Raw genomic sequence first — 21,725 nt, 5'->3', positions numbered from 1 at the left:
ACCTCCGATGGCTCAGCCCACCGACACGCCCCTGCGCACGCAGGAGGAGATCACCGCTCGGGTCAAGGCCCTCGAGGCCATGCTGATCGAGAAGGGGATCATGACCACCGAGGCGATCGACCGCCTCGCCGAGATCTACGAGAACGAGGTCGGCCCACAGCTCGGCGCACAGGTCGTCGCCCGCGCCTGGACCGACGCGGAGTTCAAGGCGCGGCTGCTCGCCGACGCCTCCGCGGCCTGCGCCGAGATGGGCATCGGCGGACTGCAGGGTGAGGAGATGGTGGTCGTCGAGAACACCGACACCGTCCACAACGCCATCGTGTGCACGCTGTGCTCCTGCTATCCCTGGCCGGTGCTCGGGCTGCCGCCCAACTGGTACAAGGCGCCCGCGTACCGCTCGCGGATCGTCCGTGAGCCGCGGAAGGTGCTCGCCGAGGACTTCGGTTTCCCGATCCCGGACGACGTCGAGGTGCGGATCTGGGACTCCAGCTCCGAGCTGCGCTACTGGGTGCTGCCGCAGCGCCCGGCCGGGACCGAGGACCTCGGCGCGTTCGAGCTCGCCGCGCTCGTCACCCGGGACTCGATGATCGGCGTCGGACCGGTGGGTACCCCGTGATCCGCCCGGACGCGACCGAGCTCGGGGACGCCCGGCGCCGGGTCGAGGCCCTGGTCTGCGACCTGCCGGGCGGCGGGGTGGACGAGCGGATGTTCGCCGAGCCGTGGGAGCTGCGCGCGTTCGCGATGGCCGTCGCGGCGTACCACAACGGCAGGTACGAGTGGAGCGAGTTCCAGCTCTCCCTGATCCAGGCGATCAAGCAGTGGGAGGCGGGCGGCGCCGGTGAGCCGTGGAGCTACTACGAGCATTGGCTGACGGCGCTGGAGACCGTGCTCGCGGACAACGGCGTGCTCTCCGCCGCCGACGTCGACTCCCGCACCCGCGAGGTCCTGGCGATCCCGAAGAACGCGAACCACCACGAGGCGCACCGCGAGCCCGTGGCCGTCTCGCCCGCTCGCGGGTGACCGACCCGCCGCGCGGCACCTGTCCCGGTGCCGCGCGGCACCCCGGAGGTGGCGGTGGAACAGCGGGTCCGGGACCTGCCCGGCTGGCAGGACCTGATCCGGGACCGGTTCGTCGCGCTCGACATCCGGCCCGGCGACGGTCCCGGCGTGCGCGGACGGGTCCGCTCCCACGCCGTCGGGCCACTGGGGGTGGCGGACGTGCGGTCCGTCGCACAGACCTTCCGGCGTACCTCGGGCCTGATAGCCCGGCACGGCGAGGACCGGCTGCAGGTCGGGCTCGTGCGGGCCGGGGTGGTCCAGCTCGACCAGGACGGCCGCGAGGCGCGCGTGGCACCGGGCTCCTTCGTCGTCTACGACACCACCCGCCCCTTCAGGTGGACGATGGCCGGCGACTGGCGGATGGACGTCTTCACCTGGCCCCGGGACGCCGTGCCCGTGGACCCGCGCCGGCTCCCTGCGCTCACCGCTCTGCCCGTGCGCGAGGGCGCGAGCGCGCTCGTGGCCAAGGCGGCGTTGACGGAGCTGATCCGGACCGGACCGGTCGCCGGGGCCGAGGGCAGGCTGCTCGCGGACCGGGTCGCCGAGCTCGTGCTCGCGGCGGTCGGTCTCCATGCTCCGTCGGACCTGCTGCGGCAGGTGCTCGACTTCATCGAGCTGCGGCTCGACGATCCCACGCTCTGTCCCGCCGTGATCGCCCGGGCCTGTCACCTGTCGCTGCGCAGCCTGCACCGGCTCTTCGCCGACCATCCCCGCAGCCTCGCCCGCTGGATCCGCTACCGCAGGCTGGAACGGGCGCGGGCCGAGCTCACCGCGTTCCCGGAGCGGCCCATCGCCGTCCTCGCGGCGCGGTACTGCTTCTCCGAGCCCACGGTGTTCGCCCGTGCCTTCCGCGACGAGTACGGCTGCAGCCCGCGGGACTTCCGACACGGCACGCAGGGTCGGGTTCCTGGCGCGCAGCGCACACGCGGCGTCTCGCCGGGTGCCTAGCGTTCCGGCTCACCCGAACCGGCAGGAGCGCACATGACCATCGAGTCCGCCATCGACACCCACCTGCAGTGCCCCCGCAGCCTGTCCCGGCGCGTCGCCGACGACTACCAACCCCCGTTCCCGATGTTCGTCGCCCGCGCCGGGCGGGACCTCACCCAGGTCGTGATGGCCTACCTCGGCGTCCAGTGCACCGAGGAGCACCGGGACGAGGCGCTGCAGACGCTGCGACACCTCGTCGGCTCCTTCGCCGGCGCCGACGCCCCGGCGGAGTACGACGTCACCCACCACACCGACGCGCAGGGGTACGACAACTACATCGCGGTCGGCTACTGGCGCGATCCCGCCGTCTACGAGCGCTACGCCGCGGGCACCGAGGCCTGGTGGGCCTCCGACGACCGGCTGAGCGGTGACGTCGGCGTGTTCCGGGAGATCGTGCGGCCGCGGGCCGACCAGTTCGAGACGCTCTACGCGTTCACTGAGGACTTCCCCGGCGTCGGCGCGGTGATGGACGGGGTGAGCGGGGAGATCCTGGAACACGGCTACTGGGGCTCGATGCGGGACCGGGTGCCGCTGTCACAGACGAGCCGGATGAGCGCCGAGGGGGCCCTGGCCGCGTCGGGGGAGGGCCGGGTCGTCGTCCGGGCGCACGACAACCTCACCCTGATCCGCTCCGGCCAGGACTGGGCGGACGCGGGCCCCGAGGAGCGGGAGCTCTATCTCGGCGAGATCGAGCCGGTGCTGCGCGCGGGCATGGACTTCCTGCGGGACCACGGCGCCGAGGTGGGCTGCTACAGCAACCGCTACGTCCGCTACTGCGACCTCGACGGCAACCCGATCGACAAGAGCTACGACATCGGCCACTGGCGCTCGATGGACCTGCTGGAGCGCTGGTCCGAGTCCCACCCGACGCACCTGCGGATCTTCACGACGTTCTTCAGGGTCGTCGCGAGCCTGGAGAAGCTGCGGCTCTACCACGAGGTCTCGGTCTTCGACGCCCACGACCAGTACTACGAGTACGTCAACTGCCACGCCGCCACCGGGCTGCTGCGCGATGCAGTCGCTCCGACCGAGGGCTGACAGGGAACCCGGCGCCCGCTCGGCCCACCTCTCACGCCCCGCTCGTCCCAGAAGGACACATGAGCAGCAGCCACGAGCGGTACCGTGCCGCGCGGGACGTCCTGCTGGGCGCCCGCGGGAACGAGAACGCGGTCGCCGAGTTCGAGTGGCCCACCGTCGACGCCCCGTTCAGCTGGGCACATGACCGGTTCGACCCGATCGCCGACGGAGTCGACCGGACCACCCTCGTCATCGCCGAGGAGGACGGTTCGGTCGCGCGTTCCACCCTCGACGAGATGCGCCGCCGGTCGAACGGCGTCGTCCGCTCCCTGGCCGGGGTCGGTGTCCGGCGCGGGGACGGTGTGCTGTTGATGCTGGGCAACCAGGTCGAGCTCTGGGAGGCGATGCTGGTGGTCATGAAGCTGGGGGCGGCCATCATGCCCACGACGACCGCGCTCGGGCGGCGGACCTGCGCGACCGCATCGCCAGGGGCGACGCCCGACACGTGATCGCCGGCCGGGCCGATGTGGGGAAGTTCGCCGACGTCGAGGGGCTGACACGCGTCGTCGTGCGAGGAGAAGCTCCGGCGTGGGAGCCCTTCGGCGCAGCAGCCGACGCGGGTTACGTCCTCGGCGTCCAGCCCCGCGGGTAGATGATCAGGGCCTCGTTGGCCGCGGCGCCCGCCCGCGGGTCACTGTGGAAAGGGTCGAGTCCGACTTCGTTCTTCGCGGTCTGGAAGCATTTCTCGATGGGCCGAGCGGGTGCCGGCGACCAGGATGAGGTCGGCGCCGGTGGTGCCTGGCGGGCGGCGCACAGGTAGTGGGCCAGCTCCGGCTCCGTGCCGGCCTAGCTGCTCAGCGGTGAGGATCTGGCGGCGCACCAGCAACCAGCGGCCGCCTCCCGGCAGCGTTCCCGATCCGAGATCCAGGACCGGGGCAGGTAGAGCTCGCGGTCGATCAGGGTGCGGCCCTTGCCGGTGGCGTAGGCCAGAAACACCCCGAGCTGGCAGTTCTCCATCCGCCCCGCGGTGCCGGAGTACTGGCGCTGCACACCGGCGGACTTGCTGCCCCTCTTCAGGAACCCGGTCTCGTCGAGGATCAGCACCCCGCCCGGCTCGCCGAGGTGCTCGACCACGTGGTCCCGCACGTCGTCACGGACTCCGTCGGGGTCCCAGGTGGCGGCGTTGTGGTGCCGCTGCCTCCCATCCGGGGTCGAGTCGCCGGCCACCTCGGCCAGCGTCCACTCGTTCTTCCCGGCCAGCGGGGCCAGCAACCCCCGCACATACGCCCGCGCCCGCCACCGTGGCTCCGCACGGAAGAACCGGCCAGCCAGCAGCCCGAACAACCCGTCCAGGCCACCGGCCCACGCCTCAAGATCCTCCGACGACTTCGCAAGATCGAAGCCGATCGGAAGATCACACAGCGAACTGCGGCTAGCCTCCTAGCCCTCGAGGGTGATGGCGGCCTTCGGGCAGGCCCGGACCGCCTCCTCGACCTTGCCGCGCAGTTCCTCCGGCGGGTTCTCGTCGAGGATGTAGAGGAAGTCGTCGTCGCGCACCTCGAACACCTCCGGTGCGGCGGCCATGCACAGCGCGTTGCTCTCACACAGGTCGAAGTCCACGTGAACCTTCATGGCGTCAATGGTGGACCCGCGGGGCCGGTGGCGGGTGACTCAGGACACCCTTTCCTGGACGTGCTGCCCGGCAGGCGCGGCGCGGCCGCGCGCGTGCTCGGGCAGGAGGAACTGCCGGCCTCCGTACGGGCGGCTGCGGCGGCCTGGACGGCGCCGGCCAGGGCGAGCGGGGCGGGCACCGGTGGCGTGGTGACGGGCGTCCGGGGCACGCCCGCGGAGCGGTGCAGGGCCGTGGGCCAGACGGGTGGGGCGGCATGCTCGCCGCCGGGCTCGGTGGCCGGCGCGACGTGGAACTCGGCGGCCAGCACGGGGGCCGCCGGCGGCCCGGTGTCGACGACGAGCGCGGCGCCGGCCAGGCCACCGACGGCCGCCACGGCCAGGCCGGCCGCCAGCAGCGCGGGCAGCCGTGCGCGGATCGGGTGACGCATCGGAGGCGGAGTCCTCTCCGGTGGGGTGCGACGGGCGTGGGGGAGCGTGCCGTCGCTCCCTCATCGCGGCCCCGGGACCCGGGTGTTACACGTTCGGGTGAACGGCGCGATCGTGCCGCCGAACGGGCGGGGGCGGGAGGCGCTCGTGGTCCACGTCCGGGCAGCGGAACGATCGGACTCCGACCGTTCGCTGCCGGACCGCGGATCACCGGCCGTTCAGACCGTGCCGGTCAGGCGGGCGTAGACGACGACGTTGTCCGCGTAGGAGCGGGTCGCGCCGTCGAAGGCACCGCCGCAGGTGATGAGGCGCAGCTCGGCACCCGGGGTGTCGCCGTAGACCTCCTCGGTCGGGAAGGCGGACTTCGCGTACTGCGCCACCCGGTAGGTGGTGAACAGGGCGGTGGTGCCGTCGGCGCGGGCCACCCGGATCTCGTCGCCCACGGCCACCGCCGACAGGCGGGTGAAGGTGCCGGGCACGCCGCCGTAGTCGACGTGCGCCGCCAGTACCGCCGGCCCGGTCGCACCGGGCGTCGGCCCGAGGCCGAACCAGCCGACGGTCGTGGCATCGGCGGGCACCTCGAGGGCGCCGTCGGCGGTCAGGCCCAGCTTCACCAGCGGGCCGGACGCGACGCCGATCGACGGGACCTGGAGCCGCTCGGGCACCGACGCGGCCAGGGGGGCCGTAGCGGCGGGAGCGGCCGCAGCCGGGATCGGCGGCGCCGGCCGCTCGGTCTGCGCCGCCTCGGGGCCGCTGCAGCCGACGAGGACGACCAGGGCGGCCCCGGCGAGGAGGCCGGCCGCGAGCCGTCGGAACCGGCCCGCGGGCGACGGGATCCGGGTGGTGCTCATCGGAGGCCGGCCCCGCCCGTCGCGACGCCGCCGACCGGGAAGACCGCGACCTGGCGGCCCTCGGTGCCGAAGTGGTCCTCGCAGGCGACCCCGTCGGAGTCGGCGTCGAGCCGCTCGGGGTCCGAGAGGTCGGCCAGCAGCACGGCCTGGGCCTCGGCCTGGGTGGCGAAGTCGGCGCAGTCCCGGTCGCCGGTCACGACGACGGCGGCCTCCTCGACCGTCGTCGCGTCGTCCTCGTGGGTCGTGGCCTCGCGGTCCCCGCCGCGGCCGTCGGCGTGGTCGCGGTCGTTCCGCCCGCCGTCCCGGTGGTCGTTCCGCCCGCCGTCCCGGTGGTCGTCCCGGCCGCCGTCCCGGTGGTCGTCCCGGCCGTCGTTGCCGCGGTCCCGGCCGTCGTGGTCGCGGCCGTCGTGGTCCCGGTCGTCGCGGTCGCGGCCGTCGTGGTCCCGGTCGTCGCGGTCGTCGCGGTCGTCGTCGTGCGACGGGGGCGTGGTCGGCGTCGGAGTCGTGGTCGGAGTGGGGTCGGGCGTGGTGGTCGGGGTGGACCCGGGAGCGCCGTCGAGGGTCTCGCAGGCGATCCCGTCCCCGTCCTCGTCCAGGTTGTGCCAATCGCCGGAGCCGGCGGCCTCGAAGAAGTCCTGCGCCGCGCGCCAGGTGTCGAAGTCGGAGCAGTTCCGGTCGCCGGCCGCGGGCTGCGCCAGAGCGGGCGCGGTGGCGCCGAACAGCAGCGCGGCGGAGACCGAGGTCAGCAGCGTGGCGGTACGGACCAGGGAACGTGCGGCGGCACGAGTGGGCATCGATGTCCTCTCGACGGTGGTTCCGGCCGCCGGGCTTCTCGGCGGCCGAAACGTCTATCGCGAGAGATACCTCCGCATTACCCCGTCTCATCCATCTTTGGTACGTACGCGCACTACTCCTTGCGGAGCACCGGGCGGAGGGTGTCGAGGACCGAGGCGTCGTCGATGGTGGAGGGCACCGGCTCGTCGGCGCCGTCGGCGATGCCGCGCATGGTCTTGCGCAGGATCTTCCCGGAGCGGGTCTTGGGCAGCGCCGGAACGATCGCGACCTCCTTCAGCGAGGCCACCGCGCCGACCTGGTCGCGCACCATCTGGACCAGCTCGGCGCGCAGCTTGTCCTCGTAGCCCTCGGTGGAGGCGTCCACGCCCGCCTTGAGGACCACGAACCCGCGCGGGACCTGGCCCTTCATCTGGTCGGTGACGCCGATGACCGCGCACTCGGCGACGTCCGGGTGCGAGGCCAGGACCTCCTCCATCCCGCCGGTGGACAGCCGGTGCCCGGCCACGTTGATCACGTCGTCCGTGCGGCCCATGACGAACACGTAGCCGTCGTCGTCGATGCGGCCGCCGTCGCCGGTGAGGTAGTAGCCCTCGAATGCGGACATGTAGGACCGCACGAACCGCTCGTCGTCGTTCCACAGGGTGGGGAAGGCCCCCGGTGGCAGCGGGAGCCTGGCGACGATCGCGCCGTCCTCGCCGGCCGGCACCCGGCGGCCCTCGGCGTCGAGGACCTGGATGTCCCACCCGGGCAGCGGGCGGGTCGGCGAGCCGGGCTTGATCTCCAGCAGCTCGATGCCGACCGGGTTGGCCACGATCGGCCAGCCGGTCTCGGTCTGCCACCAGTGGTCGATCACCGGGATCCCGAGCAGCTCGGAGGCCCAGCGGTAGGTCTCCGGATCCAGCCGTTCCCCGGCCAGGAACAGGTACTTGAGCCCGGACAGGTCGTACTTGCGCGCGTACTCGCCGTTCGGGTCCTCCTTCTTCAACGCCCGGAACGCGGTGGGCGCGGTGAACATGGAGCGCACGCCGTACTCGGACATGACCCGCCAGAACTGTCCGGCGTCGGGGGTGCCGACCGGCTTGCCCTCGTAGAGCACGGTGGTCGCCCCGGCCAGCAGCGGCGCGTACACGATGTAGGAGTGCCCGACCACCCACCCGACGTCGGACGCGGTGAAGATCGTCTGCCCCGCCGAGACGTCGTAGACGTTGGGCATCGACCAGGCCAGCGCCGTGGCGTAGCCGCCGCCGTCGCGGACCACGCCCTTGGGCTTGCCGGTGGTGCCGGAGGTGTAGAGCACATACAGCGGGTCGGTGGAGCGCACCGGCACCGGGTCCGCGGGGGAGGCCTTGGCGACGGCGTCGGCCCAGTCGACGTCCTGCGGGCCCATCGATGCCCCGGCCTGCGGGCGCTGCAGGACGACCTGCTTGTCGGGCTTGTGCGCGGAGAGCTCGATCGCCTTGTCCAGCAGCGGCTTGTACTCGATCACCCGCGTGCCCTCGATGCCGCACGAGGCCGACACGACGACCTTCGGCGTGGCGTCGTCGATCCGCACGGCGAGCTCCTTGGCCGCGAACCCGCCGAACACCACCGAATGCACGGCGCCGAGCCGGGCGCAGGCCAGCATCGCGATCGCCGCCTCGGGCACCATCGGCATGTAGATCACCACGCGGTCCCCGACGCTCACCCCGAGGTCGCGCAGCACCCCGGCGAAGGTGGCGACCTCGTCGCGCAGCCGGGCGTAGGTGTAGGTCCGCTTGGTGTCGGTGACCGGCGAGTCGTAGATCAGCGCGGCCTGCTCGCCACGGCCGGCGTCGACGTGGCGGTCCAGCGCGTTGTGCGCGACGTTGATCTCCCCGTCCGGGAACCAGCGGTAGAAGGGAGGGTTCTCGTCGTCCAGGGCCTTGGTCGGCGCCGTGTGCCAGTCGAGCGCCTCCGCCGCCCGCAGCCAGAACCCCTCCCGGTCCTCCACGCTGGCCCGGAAAACGTCCTCGTACGCGCCCACACCGGCCTCCCGACCTCGAACGTCCTCGCGCTCCCGGCCCCGACCCTAGGCCGAACCGGCCTCGCGTGGGCGGTGAAACTGGCCCTTCGGTGAGGCGACGGAGGGTCATGAATTGCCGACGTAACGTCACCACTCGGATGGACGATAGGCCGAGCGGCAAGCGAAATCGTTCGTTCGGGTGAGGATCGCGCCCCGCCGGCAGGTACCGGTCGGGTGATCCGCTGTCGGCGAAGGGGTGTCGGTGAGCGCTCTGCACCGGTTCCGGGGTGGCCGGGGACTCGTGGCAGGCCTGGTGGCCGCCGCGGCCGTGCTCGGTGTGGCCGTCGCGCTGCTGCCGCTGGGATCGACCGGTGCAGCGGGCGCCGAGAGCGGCCCCGACCCGGTTCCGTGCGGGCCGGCCTGGGTCGCGGCGTGGCGCACCAGCCCGCTGGCGGGCGGGCCGGCGGACCTGGGCGGGCGCACGCTGCGCATGCTGGTGCGGCCGCAGGCCACCGGGTCCCAGGTCCGGATCCGGGTCTCGAACAGGTTCGGCACGCAGCCCCTGCGGATCGACGCGGCATCGGCGGCCGAGGCGGGTTCCGGGGCGGCACTCGTGCCCGGCACGGTGCGGCCGGTCCTGTTCGCGGGGGCGCCCGCCGTCGTCGTCCCGCCGGGGCGCGAGCTCGCCAGCGACCCGCTGGCCTTCGTCGCCCAGCGCGGCACCCCGCTCGCGGTCAGCCTCCACCTGCCGGTGGAGCCGGACCGGGTCGCGGTCCACCCCGTGGCGCTGCAGACCTCGTACGTCTCCGGGCCCGGCGACGTCGTCGACTCCGTCGATCCCGCGCCGTTCACCCGGGCGGTCTCCTCGTGGTTCGTGCTCACCGGGGTCGACGTCCTGGTCCCGCGGGCCGAGAACGCCGTGGTCCTCGTCGGGGACTCGATCACCGACGGGGTCGGCAGCGGCACCGACCGCGACGACCGGTGGTCCGACGCCCTGGCCGGGCGGCTGAGCGGCGGCCTCGCCATGTCCGTGCTCAACGCCGGGATCTCGGCGAACCAGCTGCTCGGCGGCGGGGTCGGGGAGGCCCCGGCGGCCCGGTACGGCGCGGACGTGGCCTCGGTGCCGGGCGCGGCGGACGTCGTCCTGCACATCGGGACGAACGACCTGGCCGCCGGCCGGGACGCCGGGGAGATCGTCGCCGGGCTGATCGACTACGCGGACCGGGCCCGCGCCGACGGCCGCCGGATCTTCCTCACCACGGTGACCCCCTCGACTGCCGGGGCGCACGGCACGCCGTCCGCCGTGGTGCAGCGGGAGGCGGTCAACCGATGGATCCGCACGTACGGACCGGCGCGCGCCGACGGGGTCTTCGACTTCGCGGCCGCGGTCGGCGACCCGGCCGATCCGACGCGGCTCGCGCCCGCGTTCGACTCCGGCGACGGGCTGCACCTCTCGGCGGCGGGGTACCAGGCGCTGGCAGCTGCCGTCGACCCCGCGCGGCTCACCGGTAGCCCGTGCCTGGCCGCGGACGACGCGACGAGGGTGCTGGTCTCGGCGCCGCGGTGAGAGGTCCGTGCCGACGGGTGCGCTGCGGTCCGGGCCGAGGGTCAGCGGCGACGGCGCAGGCGCAGCTGTGCCCGCCGGCCCGCCTCGGCGGCGGTGACGGGCATCGGCCCGGTCGGGGCGTCCTCCTGTTCCAGCCGCTCGAGCACCCATTCCCTGGCCAGCGCGCCGGGGGACGTCCCGCGCTCCTCGGCCACCCGGCGGAGCTGCTCGATGCGCAGCGCGGGTAGCCGGAGCGGGAAGACCTGGGCGCTCCCGAACCGGCCCGTGGTCTCGGTGGCGCCCGGCTCGACGTCCGGCGCGAGGGCGGCCAGGTAGGAGTCGAGCTCCGGGTCGTGCTGGTCCCGCTCGGGCCCCGCGGCCCTGCGAGGGGGCGCGCCGTGGCGCGACGGGCGTCGTTCCCGGAAGCCGGCCATGCGGGGAGGGTAGCGGCGAACCGTCACCCGGACGCACGAACGGCACCCCCGATCGGGGTGCCGTTCGGCCGTGGCGGGTCAGGCCAGGGAGTAGCCGGCCTCGGCGACCGCGGCCTCGATCTCCTCGCGGCCGATCTCGCGGTCGGCGGTCACGGTGACCGCCCCGCTGGCCAGGTCGACGTCGACCGAGCGGACGCCGGCGACCTCGCCGACCTCCTCCTGCACCGAGCTGGTGCAGTGCGCGCAGGTCATGCCGACGACGGTGACGGTGGTACGGAACGGGGTCTCGACGCTCATGGGGTGGGGGAGCCTTCCGTGCGGGTCGGTCTGCTGGGTCAGGACCTGACGAGGCGGGCGATGGCGTCGGCCGCTTCCTTCACCTTCGCCGCGCCCTCCTCCGGGTCGTTGCGGGCCGCGTCGACGACGCACCCCGCCATGTGGTCGGAGAGCAGCTCGAGCGCGAAGGACTGCAGCGCCCGGGTGGCCGCGGAGACCTGGGTGAGCACGTCGATGCAGTACACGTCGTCGGTCACCATGCGCTGCAGGCCGCGGACCTGGCCCTCGATGCGCCGCAGCCGGCGGAGATGGGCCTCGCGGGCGCCGGAGTAACCGGGCATCGCGTTCCTCCCTGTGTCGCCCGTGGTGTTCGCTCTCGCCCGGCCACCATACCCCTCCGGGGTACGAGGGGCGGGGTGCCTGCCGGGTGTTCGCTCGGTGCCGATCGTGTGACGCACCGTCGTCGCCCTCACCCGGGAAGGGGCATGCGGTGCCGGTCTCGGATGGGTAACGTTCCGGCCACGGCCACGGGGGTGGCCGCAGGGAGTGCGTCGGTCACGGACGCGGCGCCGGTCGGGGGATCGGCGGCCGCGCGTTCCACCGTGCCTGCCTCCGCCCTGGGGTGCCCCGGGTCGCCAGGGGTCGCGACCGAAGGGGAGATGTCGTTGAGTGGGATCGACAGCGTGCGGGGCAGTTCCGTCAACGGGCTCGCCAACGGCGGCGACGATCGGACCTCCGGATCCATCCCCGGTCCACGCAGTGCCGCCGACGCCTACCGGGTCTCCGACGACGAGGTGCAGCGCGCCCGGCTCGTGGTCGCGGAGAACTCGCAGGACCCGGACGACCTCCGGCTGCTGCTCGACATGCTCGGCCTGGTCTCCGCCAACCCCGATCTGCCCCCGCCGGTGTGCCGCTGAAGGTGTACCGCAGGTCACACGAGCCGCCGACCGGCCCGAACGGGCCGGATCGGCGGCTCGGCACCGCGTCTGACCTGCGTGAACGCCGTAAGTGGGGGGCGATTTGGGGCGGCGCGAGGGCGTGTCATATGCTTTCCTCGCTCCCAACGGACAGCCGTTGGAGGTCGAGGAACACCAGCGGTGATCCGAGCCCCCATCGTCTAGCGGCCTAGGACTCCGCCCTTTCAAGGCGGCAGCGCGGGTTCGAATCCCGTTGGGGGTACGGTAAGTGCATACAGCAAGGCCCAGTGGCGCAGTTGGTTAGCGCGTCGCCCTGTCACGGCGAAGGTCGCGGGTTCGAGTCCCGTCTGGGTCGCTCCACTCTCTCGGTTCCTCCGGAGCCAGGGCCAGGTAGCTCAGTTGGTACGAGCGTCCGCCTGAAAAGCGGAAGGTCGGCGGTTCGACCCCGCCCCTGGCCACACCTTCTCACCAGGCCCTTCTCTGAGCCTGGCTCTCCCCAAGACGCCCAGCTGTAGCAGTCGCTGTAGCAACCGGGTCATCCGATCCGCTCCTGCAGCAGCGCCAGAGCCTCGCGCTTGTCCTTCAACGACACGTGCGCGTAGATGCCGAGCGTCACACTCATGTCCGCGTGGCCGACGATCTCCTGGACCACGTGCGGCGGTACCCCGAGCCCGAGCAGCAGCGTCACGCAGCTGTGCCGGAGGTCGTGGAAGCGGGTTCCCTCGGCGTCGATCTTCTTGCGCAGCGGGTACCAGGATCGGCGCAGGTTGTCCGGCTCCAGTGGCGTCCCGACCCGGCTGGTGAACACGAGGCCGGTGTCCGTCCAGCCGAAACCCGCTTGCAGCCGTTCCTTGTGCTGGGCGATGCGGTGATCCTTCAACGCCTGGGCGGCGGCCGCGATGAGCGGGACCGTCCGTGCCGAGCTGTCGGTCTTCGGCGGCAGGAACTGGAGCCGGCCTTCGACCCGTTGCAGCGTCTGGACGATCTCAAGGGTGCCCTCCTCGAGGTCGACGTCGACCCACCGCAGCCCGAGCAGCTCGGCGCGGCGCATGCCGAGGTAGAGCGCCAGGACGTAGAGCGCGTGGAGCCGGTCGCCCTTCGCCGCGGTCAGCAGGTGCTTGGCCTGCTCCAACGAGAGGCCGCGGTTGATCCGGTAGCGCGGGGTCTCGACCTGCACGAGTTTGGCGACGTTGCGCGGGATCATCTCCTCCCGCACGGCGTTCTGGAGCGCGTTGCGCAGCACGGCGTGCACGAACTGGACCGTTCGAACCGAGAGCACGTGGTGGCAGCAGTCGCCGATGGCGCAACACTTCCGGTCTTCCTCGTCCCGCGCGGCGTCGGTCCCGTCCGCGCAGCACCGGCACTCGGTACGGAGCCTGGTCATCATCATCTTGACGTCCGGCGCGGTGAGCCGGTGCAGCTTCTTCCGGCCCAGGATCGGGGTCAGGTAGCGCCGGACCACGCCCTCGTAGCCCTGGTAGGTCTTCGGCCGGCGCGGCTTGACGATGTGCTCCAGCCAGTACGCGAGGTACTGGGCGACGGTCCAGGTCTGCGCGGCGACCGGGATGCCGGCGTCGGAGTCGGCGATCTTGCGGGTCAGCGCTCTGCGAGCCTCGTCCGGGTCGCGGCTCGACACCGTGATCCGCTTCCGATGACCCGTGGTGGTGAGGACGTAGGCGGCGCCGATCCACATGCCGTCCTGTTTGCGCTGATAGACCGAGCCCTGGCCGTTCAGGTTCTTGCCGGCCATCAGCTGGCCTCCGCGAGCTCGTCGACGAGCTCGGCGAGGGCATCGACCGGGATACGGCGGCTCCCGCCGATCTTGACCGAGCGCAGCCGGCCCGAGCGCATGAGGTCGTAGACCTTCGTCCGGCTGACCCCCAAGGCCTGGGCGGCCTCCTGGGCCGTCAGCAGCAGGCGTTCCATGACGTTCCCCTCTCAGCTGGTGATGGACAGTTCCTCGCGGGCGGTGAGCCGTTGCGCGCGAGCTTTGGCCGCCGCGGTGTTGGCGAGCAGGGCGTCGGCGGTGGTGTGCCAGCCGATGCCGGCGAAAGCGAGGGAGTTGATGACGACGGTGGTCTCGTCGTCGTCGAGATCCTGGCGCTCGTCCTCGGGGCCGGTGTCGCGGAGCTGGGCGCGTCGCCAGTCGCGGCGGGCCTGCCGGAGGGCACCGAGGGTGGTGGAGTAGCGGCGGCTCTTGGTGGAGAAGTGGCCGCCGAAGCCGAGCATGTGCGCCCAGCGGCGTAAGCGGCCGTAGCCGGCATTCCAGCGGCCGAGGGGTGAGTCCGGGTCGAGCGGATCGCCGCCGTCGCGGATCCACGCGTCCTGGACCTGGCGGACATCGGTGGGCGGGGTGCCGAGGTCCCAGCAGGCGCGGATGAGCCGGCCGGAGTGGGTGGACCGGACCCCGTGGATCCTTACGGTCTCCTCGTCCAGGCGTTTGGAGGCATGCCCGGTGATCTCGGTGGCCTTGGTGGCGTACTTGGCGAGGTAGCCGGCGACGGCGCCCGTGGTGATCTCGCCGCGGTCGTCGAGGTCGCGGACGGTGAGCCGGACCTGTCGGGGTTCGAGCTGGGCACCCCAGGCGATCTCCCAGCCCTGCTTGCGGTCCGGGTGCGGCGGGGTGGTGAACGACGTCGCGCGCATGGCCTCGGCGAGCAGCTGCGCGAGGTGCCCGGCACCGATGCCGAAGGGCGGGGCGATGATCTTGTCGAGATCGAGCGGGTCGACGCCGTCGAGCCGGACCATGGCGTGGATGTGCGCGACCCCGCGGCGCTGGAACTCGGCCACCTTGGCGTAGGAGAGCCGCAGACGGGCGCCGTAGCGCTCCCCGAGCCGGCGCAGGGCGCGGTTGGCGGTATTGGTGGTGCGGCGCCACAGCTCGCCGGCGTAGCCGTTCCAGACGGCCTGGTGGGCGTGGTCGTAGCAGTCCAGGCAGAGCGGCCGGCCCACCTGCGGGTCGTCGTCGCGGTGGCGGGTGCGACAGTCGAGGACGACGCCGTGCGGGCAGGTCTCGGGGGCGCGGCGGGGTCGGCACGGGCGGCCGTCGCGGTGGTGGGCGTGGACCGGGCCGAAGGAGGGGGCGGTGCCGGTGAGGAACACGCATGGGTGCTCGGCGACGGTGGGCGGGACGCCCTTGCCCCCGGCCAGCCCGGCGCGGACGAGCTGGAAGGTGTCGGCGCGGTAGGTCTCGGCGCAGGAGGGGCACACGGTGGCGCGGCGATTGCCGCAGGGCACGTAGATCACGCCGTCGGGCATGTCCGCGGTCGCGGTGCTGCCGATGATCCGCCCGGTCGCGGTTTCCACGCGGTGGATCTCGCCGGCGAGCCGGATCGGGTGCGAGCAGCCCGCGGCCGCGTTGATGTGGCCGCGCCACCGGTCGAAGTCGGGCGAGCCGGCCCGGCGGACCAGCTCGTCGACGAGCGTCTCCTGCGTGATGCTCATGGCCGGTGCGCCTCGCAGACCGAGCCGTGTCCGGCCCACCAAGCACGGCGCAGCAGAGAGGCGACCACGGCGATCGTCGGGACGTCCCAGCGCGCCAGCCAGTCGATGATGCGGTGGTCGTAGTCGCCGAGCGGGATGCCGTCGAGGTGTTCGAGCAGGGCGGCCCGGTTGTCGATGTGGATGCGGGACCGCCACTCGTCGGCGGTCTCGAAGCCGAAGATCTGGTGCCGCATAACGTCGGGCTGGTCGTAGGGCGGTCGCAGCCGCAGGGGCGGGACGTCGATCGGCTCGGTCATGCCGCGCTCCCGCTGTCCGGGTGGCCGGCGATGCGGCTGATCTCGACGTCGGACAGGTAGGCGCAGCGCATCCGGCGCGGGATGCCGCCCTCGGCGAGTAGCAGCCCGACGCCGGCCGTGGTGGGGTCAATCTGCGAGGCGTCGAAGCCGCGGGAGTGCCAGCCGTGCCCGAGCACGATGTCCGAGCTGGTCTCGGTGGTGCAGCGGAACGCGAGCCGGTAGCCGAACAGGTCCCGCAGCGAGGTCGGGATGATGTCCGCGGACGGGCGCTGAGTGGCGGCGACGACGATTATCCCGGCGGCCCGGCCTCGGGCGATGACATCGCGGAGCAGCAGCGAGAAGGTCTCGCGGGTGCGCTTGTCTCCGGCGGTGGCGGAGAAGTAGGCGAGTTCGTCGATCACCAGCATGATCGGCTGGTGGCCGTCTCCGCGGCTGATCTTCCGGAGCTTCCAGCCGTCGAGGTGGTCGTAGCGGGCGTCCATCTCGGTCTGCAGCTCGCGGAGCCGCTCGATCGCGTCGTCGAGCGAGGAGCCCACGAACACCTCGGCACGATCGCGCCACAGGCCCAGCTCAACGCGCTTGCCGTCCATCAGCCAGAGCCGGCAGTCGTCGGCGAGCGCGGCGTGGGCGACCAGGTTGTTCAGCGCCCCGGACTTGCCCGCGCCGGGCTCCCCGGCGGCCAGGAGGTTCTTGTAGATCAGCGTGATGTCGACCGGGCAGGCGTTCTCGTCGATGCCCAGATAGATCGGGTCATAGATCGACAACGGACCGAGCTGATGCGGGCGCCTACGCATGGCCGGCCTCCTCCAGCGGCGGGACCGGGACGAGGTGCGAGCGGCTCAGCGGCGAGACGACGGCAGGCCCGGTGAGCGGGTCGCGGCGGACGGTTTCGACCACGACGATCGCGGCCAGCCGTTGATTCGGGACCACCCGGGCGTCCCGAGCCCAGCCGGACACGGCGTAGTAGGACGCGGCTACCTCGATGTCCTGCGGGTCGATCCCGGCGCGGAGCAGCACCCAGATGCGTTCGCCGACCGGCGTCGGGCGGGCCCACAGCAGCAGCGGCAGGTTGCCCGAGTAGTTCATGACGCGCCGCTCCACGAAGGTCGAGCGCAGCCGGTGCCGGACCATGACCGAGTAGCCGCGGTGGACGAGGTAGCGGCGGGACGCCGGCCAGATCATGAGGACCAGGACGGTGCCGCCGAGAGTGGTCCCCGCGGCCCAGGTGGGCATCTGCTTGGTGAGCCAGACCCACGCGGTGAGCAGGAGGCCGAGGACGAGGAGCTCGGCGCGCCAGCGGATCACCAGCCCGAGGAGCCGGGCCGGGAGCGAGCGCTGCGGGCGGGTGAAGACCTCGAAGGGTTCGGAGCGGACGAGCCGGTCGGAGTGCGAGCGCACCATGAGCCGGCCCCGCTGCTTCGCGGTACGCATCACGCGCTCTTGGCGGCGGCGACGGGACGGACCTCGTCGGCGCGGTAGGCGACGCCGTTGCGACCGTTGTGTGCCCACGGCATCGCGACCAGCCCGACGAGGCTGACCGGCTGGCCCTGCTGCAGGTGCGGCGGCTCCGGCGCGGCGATGGTCACGGTGACGGTGTCGGCGCCTTCGGCGTCCATCACGACGAGCTGAGTGGCCCAGAGCGGGGCGCCGGTGCGGCGGTCGAGGCGGTGCACGCCGTTGTCGTCGAGACGGCGGTCGAAGGGACGGCCGACGGTGAAGGTCATGTGAGTGGTGTCGATCAGCAGTCGCACGGCTGGTCTCCTGTTCGCGTGGCACTGAGTGGTGCCTGACCAGGAGAAGCCCGGAACAGCGAAAGGACCCGGACAAACTGTCCGGGTCTGTTCTGGGAGGGGTTGCGCGGTGTGGGGGAGTGCTACCGCGTTGCCGCAGTGACCTGCTCGATTAGGTCCAGGATGGTCGACCACGGGAGCGGGCGACCGGGCGGGGCCTCCCGCGGCTCGTAGAGCGGCCAGACGTCCTCGCCGGTCACCAGGTGTACCCCAGCAGCCCTCAGGGCCGCCAGATGCGATTCCCAGGCGGGGTGACGAGTGTGCGCGGCGTTGACCCGCGGAAAGACGACCACCGGGACGACACCGCCCCCGATGGCCTCGTTGACCGTCGTGAGGGCCTGGTTGTCGGAGATCCCGAGCGCGAGCTTGGCGACGACGTTGGCGGTGGCCGGCGCGACGACGTAGCAGGAGATCGGGGGGTGCGGGCTCTTCTGGCCGGGCATCCGTGGGGAGCTGCGCACGAGGTGCCCGGTGAGCTGTTCGAGCTTGGCCGCCTCGCCGCTCTCCTCCAGCCAGGTCGCCGCGGTCGGGGTGAGCGTGATCGCGACGTCCCAGCCGCGCTCGATGGCCGGCTCGACGAAGTCAGCCCGGATGGTCTCGGCCCCGCCGGCGGCGCAGGCGATGAGCCCGATCGTTCCGCGACTCACGCCACCGCCCGGCAGCGCTGCGCGAACGCCAGCAGCTCGGACGAGCGCGAGCCGCCCGTCACCGGGGACCGCCGATGCATGTCCTTGACCATCTCCCGCACGGAAGCACTGTGCCGCACGAGAGCCGGCGCCCGCCTCTCGGCATTGAGCAGGAGGTCGAGGGCCTCTGTGTCTTTCGCGAGGTAGGACAGCGCCCGAGCGACGTCGATCATGTGCGTGACGCGCCGCTCGACGGGCAGGTCCTCCGCGCGGACCTTCTGCCCGTGCTCGGCGACCCAAGCGACGTCGCCGAGGTCGAGGCCGGCAGAGAGGCGGTGCAGCTCGACGTTGGTCGGGCCGAAGCCGGTTTGCCAGTAGTTCGCGTCCACCCCGAGCTGTTCTGCAGCCCGAGCAGCCCGCCCGAGAAGCTCCGCCGCAGTCGCTCGGTCCTGGTGCCGTGCCGCCGCGACTGCTGTTCGCAGGTGCAGCATGCCGAACAGGCTCAACGCCTCCGGGTCGCCGTCGGCTACGCGAGGAGCCAACCAACGCGCAGCCGTCTCGCCGAGGCTAAGCGCATCCTCGTACCGTCCAACCGCCAGGAGCGCGTGAGTTGCGGCGCGAGCCGCAGACGCAAGCACCAGCGGATCTCCGGACTCGTCGGCTGCCCGCATCGCACGCTCGGCTGCGATCCACGACAGGTCAGCCTCGCCGACCTTGCTCAGAGTCGTCGCCGCCAGGTGGTGCACACGAGCTGAAACTGCCCAGGACGTCGCGGAAGCTGCGGCCGACCCGCGAGCCTCCCGCTCCAACTCCTGCGCGTCGCGGATGAGCCGAGGGAGAGCAGCCACGACGTCACTTATTCGACCTGTTTGATAAGACGACCACGCGAACTCGATAAGTCTTCCGGACCTACCAGCTTCCGCGCCGCCAGTCCGCTCGCCGCGCTCAGAGAAAAGCGTCCTTGACAGTTGATGGGGAGACATCAATGCGTCGCGGATCGCCGGGATATCATCCCTTTCTTGCGCATCTTCAAGTAGAACAGGCTGGCCCATTAGGTCGGTTAGTGAAATCCTGAGAACGCGGGCGAGTGCAGTGAGAAGTTCGACGTTACGAAGTTGTCGTTCGCCGCGCTCAATTTTGCTGAGCCAGTCGGTCCGACGCCCTATCAGATTCGCAAGTTGCGTCTGGGTGTAACCGCGCCGAGCCCGGAAAAACGCAATGCGTTCGCCTATCGACATGGTGTCGCCAAGTCCACGCATACGTGAATTATACCGGGAAGGTTGCGATTTGCGCAATCACAGTTCCACCTCGACCTCGGTAGCGACAGGCAGCGCGGCAAGGATGGGGAACTCGCTCAATGTCTGCGTGTAGACCGGCAGGCCAGCTTGAGACCTAACGGTCACCAACAACGCAAACTCCAGCGGTGGAGCGGAATCTCGCGCCAACGTACCTCCTTCGCGCGATATCTGGCTAATGTCCAGCCGTGGCCGCCACAGAGATTTTGCGAGCATCGAGTCGTTCAAGCAGGCAAGGGTCTCCCACTTCCCATCTGCTCGCAGCGACGCCTCGGTCGCACGAGAGCCTTTCGACCGCGATACGGGGTTCTGACTTTGACGCCAACCGATCTTTAGGAGCTCAGCGACCTCCGCCTGATCATTGAGGATGTCAACCTTGCGCTGTGTCTTTGCGTCTTCAGGGTCTCGGAAGCTGTACATTGCTGCATGCGGTCGCAGAGTCGACTCCAAGCCGATTTTCGTATACTCTGCGGCTTCGGTAGGGTCGGTAGGGGAGAGGTACGACAACGTCCAGCGAATCTGCACCTTCCCGCGATCGAGCTGCTCAGGAACCGGGAGCTGGTAGGCGATCACCTCGCCACTTTCGATGACCCCTTGGTAAAGAACGGTCACTTCGTTAGCCGCGCAGTCGAGATTGCCTGCAAAATTCGAATGAATCCGCCCGTGCCCAACTTCCAACTTGGGTAGGACCGAATGTGGCTCTGCGAAGTGGGCAGCAAAAGCTCGCAACGTCGCTGCGTTGGATCTATCGCCGAGTTCAGTCGCTAGCTTCGCTAGATTATGAACAACAAGCGGCGCAGAGTAGCTGGTGCCGCAGTCGTACGTGATCCGGCCGTCGCTGTACATGCGGTTGAATGGATTTTCATCGGAACCGCCAAACGCAACAACGGAAGGTGAAATGCGTAACCCGGCGCGCCCTGGACCCACGGCACTGTAAGCCGGGCGCGTCCATTCCTCTGCGTGCTCCGAGGTGTCGCAAGCCCCGATAGTCAAGCCGTTCACCATATCGCCGGGAACTTGCACACGATTCAAGCCGAGCGCTTGATCGCTTTCGCCATTATTCCCGGCTGCGGATACGAAGAGGACATCGCGCTCGTAGGCTAGCTCATCGAGAACAGCAGTCCATCGGTGTGGCTCTTCGTCTTCAACGGCCACTTCTGGACCCAAGCTCAGATTTACGATCCCGGCGTTACTGTCCTCAACCTTCTCCTTTATCCGATCGAGCAGCCAGTACAACTCTGAGACATCCGTATCATGGCCGGGAATAGCGCGAAAATGCCGAACCTGCGCCTTAGGCTGATCAAGCTGCTGGCCAGGGGCGACCTCTCCGAAGAGGATCGCCGCCGTCACGGCACTCCCGTGGTGAAGGCAGCCTGGGGCTGGTGTCTTGCTCGTAAGATCCTCTGTCGATACCGCACCGCTGAACAGCGGTGAACTGCCGTCAACTCCTGCGTCGAAAACTAGGACCTCGGGCGCAGAAGGGTCTGGCGGAGGCGGAGGCGATGTATTAACCCGGGTAGCTGATCGGAGGCCGAATGCAGGAACAGGTCGAATTCGCGGCATCCGTCGAAGCGAGCGCAGCGGATTGAAGGCCGCAACAGCTTCGAGTTCGTCCTCGTGAAGGCGGACGGGAACGAATGTCAATCCGCCTACTACATCGGCTTGCTGCTCGATCACTTCTCCGCCGTGCCGGTTCACGAGCGCGACGAATTTCTGGTACGTGTCGGACGATAGGCGCCGTCGCGACGTACTAGAAGTGGAGTCGGGGTCCGGATGGAGAACAGCCTCGTAGAGGGTAAGGTCAACGGCGTTATCGGATGGCGCTTCAGGCGCACGGCCAAGAATCTCTTCTACAGTCGGGAGCCGCAGCAGCTCAAACTGACGCAGCTCATCAGCCGCCGCTTGCTCGCTACGAGTCCTGGGGCCGTTCTGTATGAGTAGGTTCAACCGGTCGAGTCCCCGCTCGTCCGATGCGACGATGAGTGTCTTGGTGGGCTGGACGCTCGATCCACTCGGTACGCGGAGCGTTCCCGTTGCTGGCCTCGACCCAAGGGGTACAAGATCGAGTAGGTCAGCTAGACGATCAGGGAAGTATGAGTTGGCGAGATAGTTCGGCAGTAGTTTGGCTTCGAACACGACTCGGTCTGCTCTCAGGTCGACAGAGATCGTGCGAGCCTGGGTAGCAAGAGCCGCCGTCTGCGAACCAAGGCGAGCTTGTGTCTGCTCAAATGTATACGGATGGTACTTCTCACCACCGCCCCGCGCTCGATCGACCACTTCGGCCATTTGCTCACCGTTGACGAGAATCCGACCACCGGTGCTCTGACCGCTGGGTTCAGTCATCCCTTACGAT

The 21,725-nt window shown here is 70.7% G+C and carries 25 protein-coding genes, 3 tRNA genes and 1 pseudogene; 10 read left to right on the top strand and 19 right to left on the bottom strand.

The features are described 5' to 3' along the window. The first annotated feature begins 7 nt into the window (after positions 1 to 7). The 5 genes from nthA to ACL02T_RS29525 are packed head-to-tail and all read left to right on the top strand — an operon-like array spanning position 8 to position 3,572. Positions 8 to 616 (top strand): nitrile hydratase subunit alpha, encoded by a 609-nt coding sequence (nthA, locus tag ACL02T_RS29545; RefSeq protein WP_412834071.1) that lies wholly within the window; start codon positions 8 to 10, stop codon positions 614 to 616. Next, the gene (locus ACL02T_RS29540; RefSeq protein WP_412834070.1) at positions 613 to 1,020 is read left to right on the top strand and encodes a nitrile hydratase accessory protein; all 408 of its coding nucleotides are present in this window, start codon (positions 613 to 615) and stop codon (positions 1,018 to 1,020) included. The genes nthA and ACL02T_RS29540 overlap by 4 nt, the downstream gene beginning before the upstream one ends. 54 nt (positions 1,021 to 1,074) lie before the next feature. Next, positions 1,075 to 2,007 carry a helix-turn-helix domain-containing protein gene (locus ACL02T_RS29535; protein WP_412834069.1) on the top strand — a complete coding sequence of 311 codons (933 nt, stop codon included), beginning with the start codon at positions 1,075 to 1,077 and terminating at the stop codon, positions 2,005 to 2,007. A 33-nt stretch (positions 2,008 to 2,040) separates the two neighbouring features. Further along, positions 2,041 to 3,084, top strand: coding sequence for an aliphatic aldoxime dehydratase (gene oxdA / locus ACL02T_RS29530; RefSeq protein ID WP_412834068.1), 1,044 nt, complete (start codon positions 2,041 to 2,043; stop codon positions 3,082 to 3,084). A gap of 59 nt (positions 3,085 to 3,143) precedes the next feature. Then, positions 3,144 to 3,572, top strand: coding sequence for an AMP-binding protein (locus tag ACL02T_RS29525; RefSeq protein WP_412834067.1), 429 nt, complete (start codon positions 3,144 to 3,146; stop codon positions 3,570 to 3,572). Positions 3,573 to 3,954: 382 nt separating this feature from the next. Here the strand turns inward: ACL02T_RS29525 and ACL02T_RS29520 are convergent. From ACL02T_RS29520 to ACL02T_RS29495, 6 genes and pseudogenes are all read right to left on the bottom strand, one after another. Then, positions 3,955 to 4,416, bottom strand: a pseudogene (locus tag ACL02T_RS29520) (IS701 family transposase); the annotation flags it as partial. Positions 4,417 to 4,503: 87 nt separating this feature from the next. Further along, positions 4,504 to 4,695: a ferredoxin gene (locus tag ACL02T_RS29515; protein ID WP_233306242.1), complete on the bottom strand. Its 192-nt coding sequence runs from the start codon at positions 4,693 to 4,695 to the stop codon at positions 4,504 to 4,506. Further along, positions 4,692 to 5,123, bottom strand: a complete 432-nt coding sequence (locus ACL02T_RS29510; protein ID WP_412834066.1) for a hypothetical protein — start codon at positions 5,121 to 5,123, stop codon at positions 4,692 to 4,694. The genes ACL02T_RS29515 and ACL02T_RS29510 overlap by 4 nt, the downstream gene beginning before the upstream one ends. Positions 5,124 to 5,339: 216 nt before the next feature. Then, positions 5,340 to 5,972 carry a class F sortase gene (locus tag ACL02T_RS29505; RefSeq protein WP_412834065.1) on the bottom strand — a complete coding sequence of 211 codons (633 nt, stop codon included), beginning with the start codon at positions 5,970 to 5,972 and terminating at the stop codon, positions 5,340 to 5,342. Beyond that, positions 5,969 to 6,766 (bottom strand): excalibur calcium-binding domain-containing protein, encoded by a 798-nt coding sequence (locus ACL02T_RS29500; protein ID WP_412834064.1) that lies wholly within the window; start codon positions 6,764 to 6,766, stop codon positions 5,969 to 5,971. The genes ACL02T_RS29505 and ACL02T_RS29500 overlap by 4 nt, the downstream gene beginning before the upstream one ends. 113 nt (positions 6,767 to 6,879) lie before the next feature. Continuing rightward, complete coding sequence (locus tag ACL02T_RS29495; protein WP_412834063.1) at positions 6,880 to 8,769, bottom strand: propionyl-CoA synthetase; 1,890 nt, start codon at positions 8,767 to 8,769, stop codon at positions 6,880 to 6,882. A gap of 241 nt (positions 8,770 to 9,010) precedes the next feature. Here ACL02T_RS29495 and ACL02T_RS29490 point away from each other — a divergent pair, with 241 nt between their 5' ends. Next, positions 9,011 to 10,315 carry a GDSL-type esterase/lipase family protein gene (locus ACL02T_RS29490; RefSeq protein ID WP_412834062.1) on the top strand — a complete coding sequence of 435 codons (1,305 nt, stop codon included), beginning with the start codon at positions 9,011 to 9,013 and terminating at the stop codon, positions 10,313 to 10,315. 41 nt (positions 10,316 to 10,356) lie between these two features. On the opposite strand, the gene ACL02T_RS29485 is transcribed toward ACL02T_RS29490, so the two are convergent. From ACL02T_RS29485 to ACL02T_RS29475, 3 genes are all read right to left on the bottom strand, one after another. After that, the gene (locus tag ACL02T_RS29485) at positions 10,357 to 10,728 is read right to left on the bottom strand and encodes a hypothetical protein (RefSeq protein ID WP_412834061.1); all 372 of its coding nucleotides are present in this window, start codon (positions 10,726 to 10,728) and stop codon (positions 10,357 to 10,359) included. Between the two features lie 78 nt (positions 10,729 to 10,806). Further along, positions 10,807 to 11,025 (bottom strand): cation transporter, encoded by a 219-nt coding sequence (locus ACL02T_RS29480; protein ID WP_412834060.1) that lies wholly within the window; start codon positions 11,023 to 11,025, stop codon positions 10,807 to 10,809. A 38-nt stretch (positions 11,026 to 11,063) separates the two neighbouring features. After that, positions 11,064 to 11,345, bottom strand: coding sequence for a metal-sensitive transcriptional regulator (locus tag ACL02T_RS29475; RefSeq protein ID WP_412834059.1), 282 nt, complete (start codon positions 11,343 to 11,345; stop codon positions 11,064 to 11,066). 324 nt (positions 11,346 to 11,669) lie between these two features. Between ACL02T_RS29475 and ACL02T_RS29470 the strand changes: the two genes are divergently transcribed. The 4 genes from ACL02T_RS29470 (at position 11,670) to ACL02T_RS29455 (ending at position 12,379) form a co-directional block, all read left to right on the top strand. Next, on the top strand, positions 11,670 to 11,921 hold the full coding sequence (locus tag ACL02T_RS29470) for a hypothetical protein (protein ID WP_412834058.1): 252 nt from the start codon (positions 11,670 to 11,672) through the stop codon (positions 11,919 to 11,921). Between the two features lie 189 nt (positions 11,922 to 12,110). Next, positions 12,111 to 12,183: transfer RNA gene (locus ACL02T_RS29465), tRNA-Glu, on the top strand. Between the two features lie 19 nt (positions 12,184 to 12,202). Beyond that, positions 12,203 to 12,276: transfer RNA gene (locus ACL02T_RS29460), tRNA-Asp, on the top strand. Positions 12,277 to 12,305: 29 nt separating this feature from the next. After that, positions 12,306 to 12,379, top strand: a tRNA-Phe gene (locus tag ACL02T_RS29455). 77 nt (positions 12,380 to 12,456) lie between these two features. On the opposite strand, the gene ACL02T_RS29450 is transcribed toward ACL02T_RS29455, so the two are convergent. The 10 genes from ACL02T_RS29450 to ACL02T_RS29405 all read right to left on the bottom strand — a co-directional run bounded on the left by ACL02T_RS29450 (position 12,457) and on the right by ACL02T_RS29405 (position 21,715). Further along, entirely contained in the window at positions 12,457 to 13,671 is a 1,215-nt protein-coding gene (locus ACL02T_RS29450; RefSeq protein ID WP_412834057.1) for a tyrosine-type recombinase/integrase, read from the bottom strand. Then, entirely contained in the window at positions 13,671 to 13,847 is a 177-nt protein-coding gene (locus ACL02T_RS29445) for a helix-turn-helix domain-containing protein (protein ID WP_237194190.1), read from the bottom strand. Before ACL02T_RS29445 ends, ACL02T_RS29450 begins: the two co-directional genes overlap by 1 nt. A 12-nt stretch (positions 13,848 to 13,859) precedes the next feature. Continuing rightward, entirely contained in the window at positions 13,860 to 15,365 is a 1,506-nt protein-coding gene (locus ACL02T_RS29440) for a replication initiator (RefSeq protein WP_412834056.1), read from the bottom strand. Next, entirely contained in the window at positions 15,362 to 15,661 is a 300-nt protein-coding gene (locus ACL02T_RS29435) for a hypothetical protein (protein WP_412834055.1), read from the bottom strand. Before ACL02T_RS29435 ends, ACL02T_RS29440 begins: the two co-directional genes overlap by 4 nt. Next, entirely contained in the window at positions 15,658 to 16,455 is a 798-nt protein-coding gene (locus tag ACL02T_RS29430) for an FtsK/SpoIIIE domain-containing protein (RefSeq protein ID WP_412834054.1), read from the bottom strand. Before ACL02T_RS29430 ends, ACL02T_RS29435 begins: the two co-directional genes overlap by 4 nt. Then, positions 16,448 to 17,092 (bottom strand): hypothetical protein, encoded by a 645-nt coding sequence (locus tag ACL02T_RS29425; protein WP_412834053.1) that lies wholly within the window; start codon positions 17,090 to 17,092, stop codon positions 16,448 to 16,450. The genes ACL02T_RS29430 and ACL02T_RS29425 overlap by 8 nt, the downstream gene beginning before the upstream one ends. Continuing rightward, positions 17,092 to 17,412 (bottom strand): hypothetical protein, encoded by a 321-nt coding sequence (locus tag ACL02T_RS29420; RefSeq protein ID WP_346091227.1) that lies wholly within the window; start codon positions 17,410 to 17,412, stop codon positions 17,092 to 17,094. Before ACL02T_RS29420 ends, ACL02T_RS29425 begins: the two co-directional genes overlap by 1 nt. A 122-nt stretch (positions 17,413 to 17,534) precedes the next feature. Then, on the bottom strand, positions 17,535 to 18,098 hold the full coding sequence (locus ACL02T_RS29415; RefSeq protein WP_412834052.1) for a flavoprotein: 564 nt from the start codon (positions 18,096 to 18,098) through the stop codon (positions 17,535 to 17,537). Then, positions 18,095 to 19,336, bottom strand: coding sequence for a helix-turn-helix domain-containing protein (locus ACL02T_RS29410; protein WP_412834051.1), 1,242 nt, complete (start codon positions 19,334 to 19,336; stop codon positions 18,095 to 18,097). Before ACL02T_RS29410 ends, ACL02T_RS29415 begins: the two co-directional genes overlap by 4 nt. A 36-nt stretch (positions 19,337 to 19,372) precedes the next feature. After that, complete coding sequence (locus tag ACL02T_RS29405; protein WP_412834050.1) at positions 19,373 to 21,715, bottom strand: S8 family peptidase; 2,343 nt, start codon at positions 21,713 to 21,715, stop codon at positions 19,373 to 19,375. Positions 21,716 to 21,725 lie beyond the last annotated feature (10 nt).

Source organism: Pseudonocardia oceanicola (assembly GCF_047200735.1).
In the GTDB taxonomy this organism is placed as follows: domain Bacteria; phylum Actinomycetota; class Actinomycetes; order Mycobacteriales; family Pseudonocardiaceae; genus Pseudonocardia.
This window is presented reverse-complemented; position numbering and strand designations above follow the sequence as displayed.

What these genes read in the sequence shown, in the direction of transcription:
- ACL02T_RS29450 (WP_412834057.1), bottom strand. Translation starts at nt 13,671, where the DNA reads ATGGCCGGCAAGAACCTGAACGGCCAGGGCTCGGTCTATCAGCGCAAA.
- ACL02T_RS29505 (WP_412834065.1), bottom strand. Translation starts at nt 5,972, where the DNA reads ATGAGCACCACCCGGATCCCGTCGCCCGCGGGCCGGTTCCGACGGCTC.
- ACL02T_RS29510 (WP_412834066.1), bottom strand. Translation starts at nt 5,123, where the DNA reads ATGCGTCACCCGATCCGCGCACGGCTGCCCGCGCTGCTGGCGGCCGGC.
- ACL02T_RS29515 (WP_233306242.1), bottom strand. Translation starts at nt 4,695, where the DNA reads ATGAAGGTTCACGTGGACTTCGACCTGTGTGAGAGCAACGCGCTGTGC.
- ACL02T_RS29480 (WP_412834060.1), bottom strand. Translation starts at nt 11,025, where the DNA reads ATGAGCGTCGAGACCCCGTTCCGTACCACCGTCACCGTCGTCGGCATG.
- ACL02T_RS29425 (WP_412834053.1), bottom strand. Translation starts at nt 17,092, where the DNA reads ATGCGTACCGCGAAGCAGCGGGGCCGGCTCATGGTGCGCTCGCACTCC.
- ACL02T_RS29430 (WP_412834054.1), bottom strand. Translation starts at nt 16,455, where the DNA reads ATGCGTAGGCGCCCGCATCAGCTCGGTCCGTTGTCGATCTATGACCCG.
- ACL02T_RS29410 (WP_412834051.1), bottom strand. Translation starts at nt 19,336, where the DNA reads ATGCGTGGACTTGGCGACACCATGTCGATAGGCGAACGCATTGCGTTT.
- ACL02T_RS29525 (WP_412834067.1), top strand. Translation starts at nt 3,144, where the DNA reads ATGAGCAGCAGCCACGAGCGGTACCGTGCCGCGCGGGACGTCCTGCTG.
- ACL02T_RS29485 (WP_412834061.1), bottom strand. Translation starts at nt 10,728, where the DNA reads ATGGCCGGCTTCCGGGAACGACGCCCGTCGCGCCACGGCGCGCCCCCT.
- ACL02T_RS29445 (WP_237194190.1), bottom strand. Translation starts at nt 13,847, where the DNA reads ATGGAACGCCTGCTGCTGACGGCCCAGGAGGCCGCCCAGGCCTTGGGG.
- oxdA (WP_412834068.1), top strand. Translation starts at nt 2,041, where the DNA reads ATGACCATCGAGTCCGCCATCGACACCCACCTGCAGTGCCCCCGCAGC.
- ACL02T_RS29500 (WP_412834064.1), bottom strand. Translation starts at nt 6,766, where the DNA reads ATGCCCACTCGTGCCGCCGCACGTTCCCTGGTCCGTACCGCCACGCTG.
- ACL02T_RS29405 (WP_412834050.1), bottom strand. Translation starts at nt 21,715, where the DNA reads ATGACTGAACCCAGCGGTCAGAGCACCGGTGGTCGGATTCTCGTCAAC.
- nthA (WP_412834071.1), top strand. Translation starts at nt 8, where the DNA reads ATGGCTCAGCCCACCGACACGCCCCTGCGCACGCAGGAGGAGATCACC.
- ACL02T_RS29435 (WP_412834055.1), bottom strand. Translation starts at nt 15,661, where the DNA reads ATGACCGAGCCGATCGACGTCCCGCCCCTGCGGCTGCGACCGCCCTAC.
- ACL02T_RS29475 (WP_412834059.1), bottom strand. Translation starts at nt 11,345, where the DNA reads ATGCCCGGTTACTCCGGCGCCCGCGAGGCCCATCTCCGCCGGCTGCGG.
- ACL02T_RS29440 (WP_412834056.1), bottom strand. Translation starts at nt 15,365, where the DNA reads ATGAGCATCACGCAGGAGACGCTCGTCGACGAGCTGGTCCGCCGGGCC.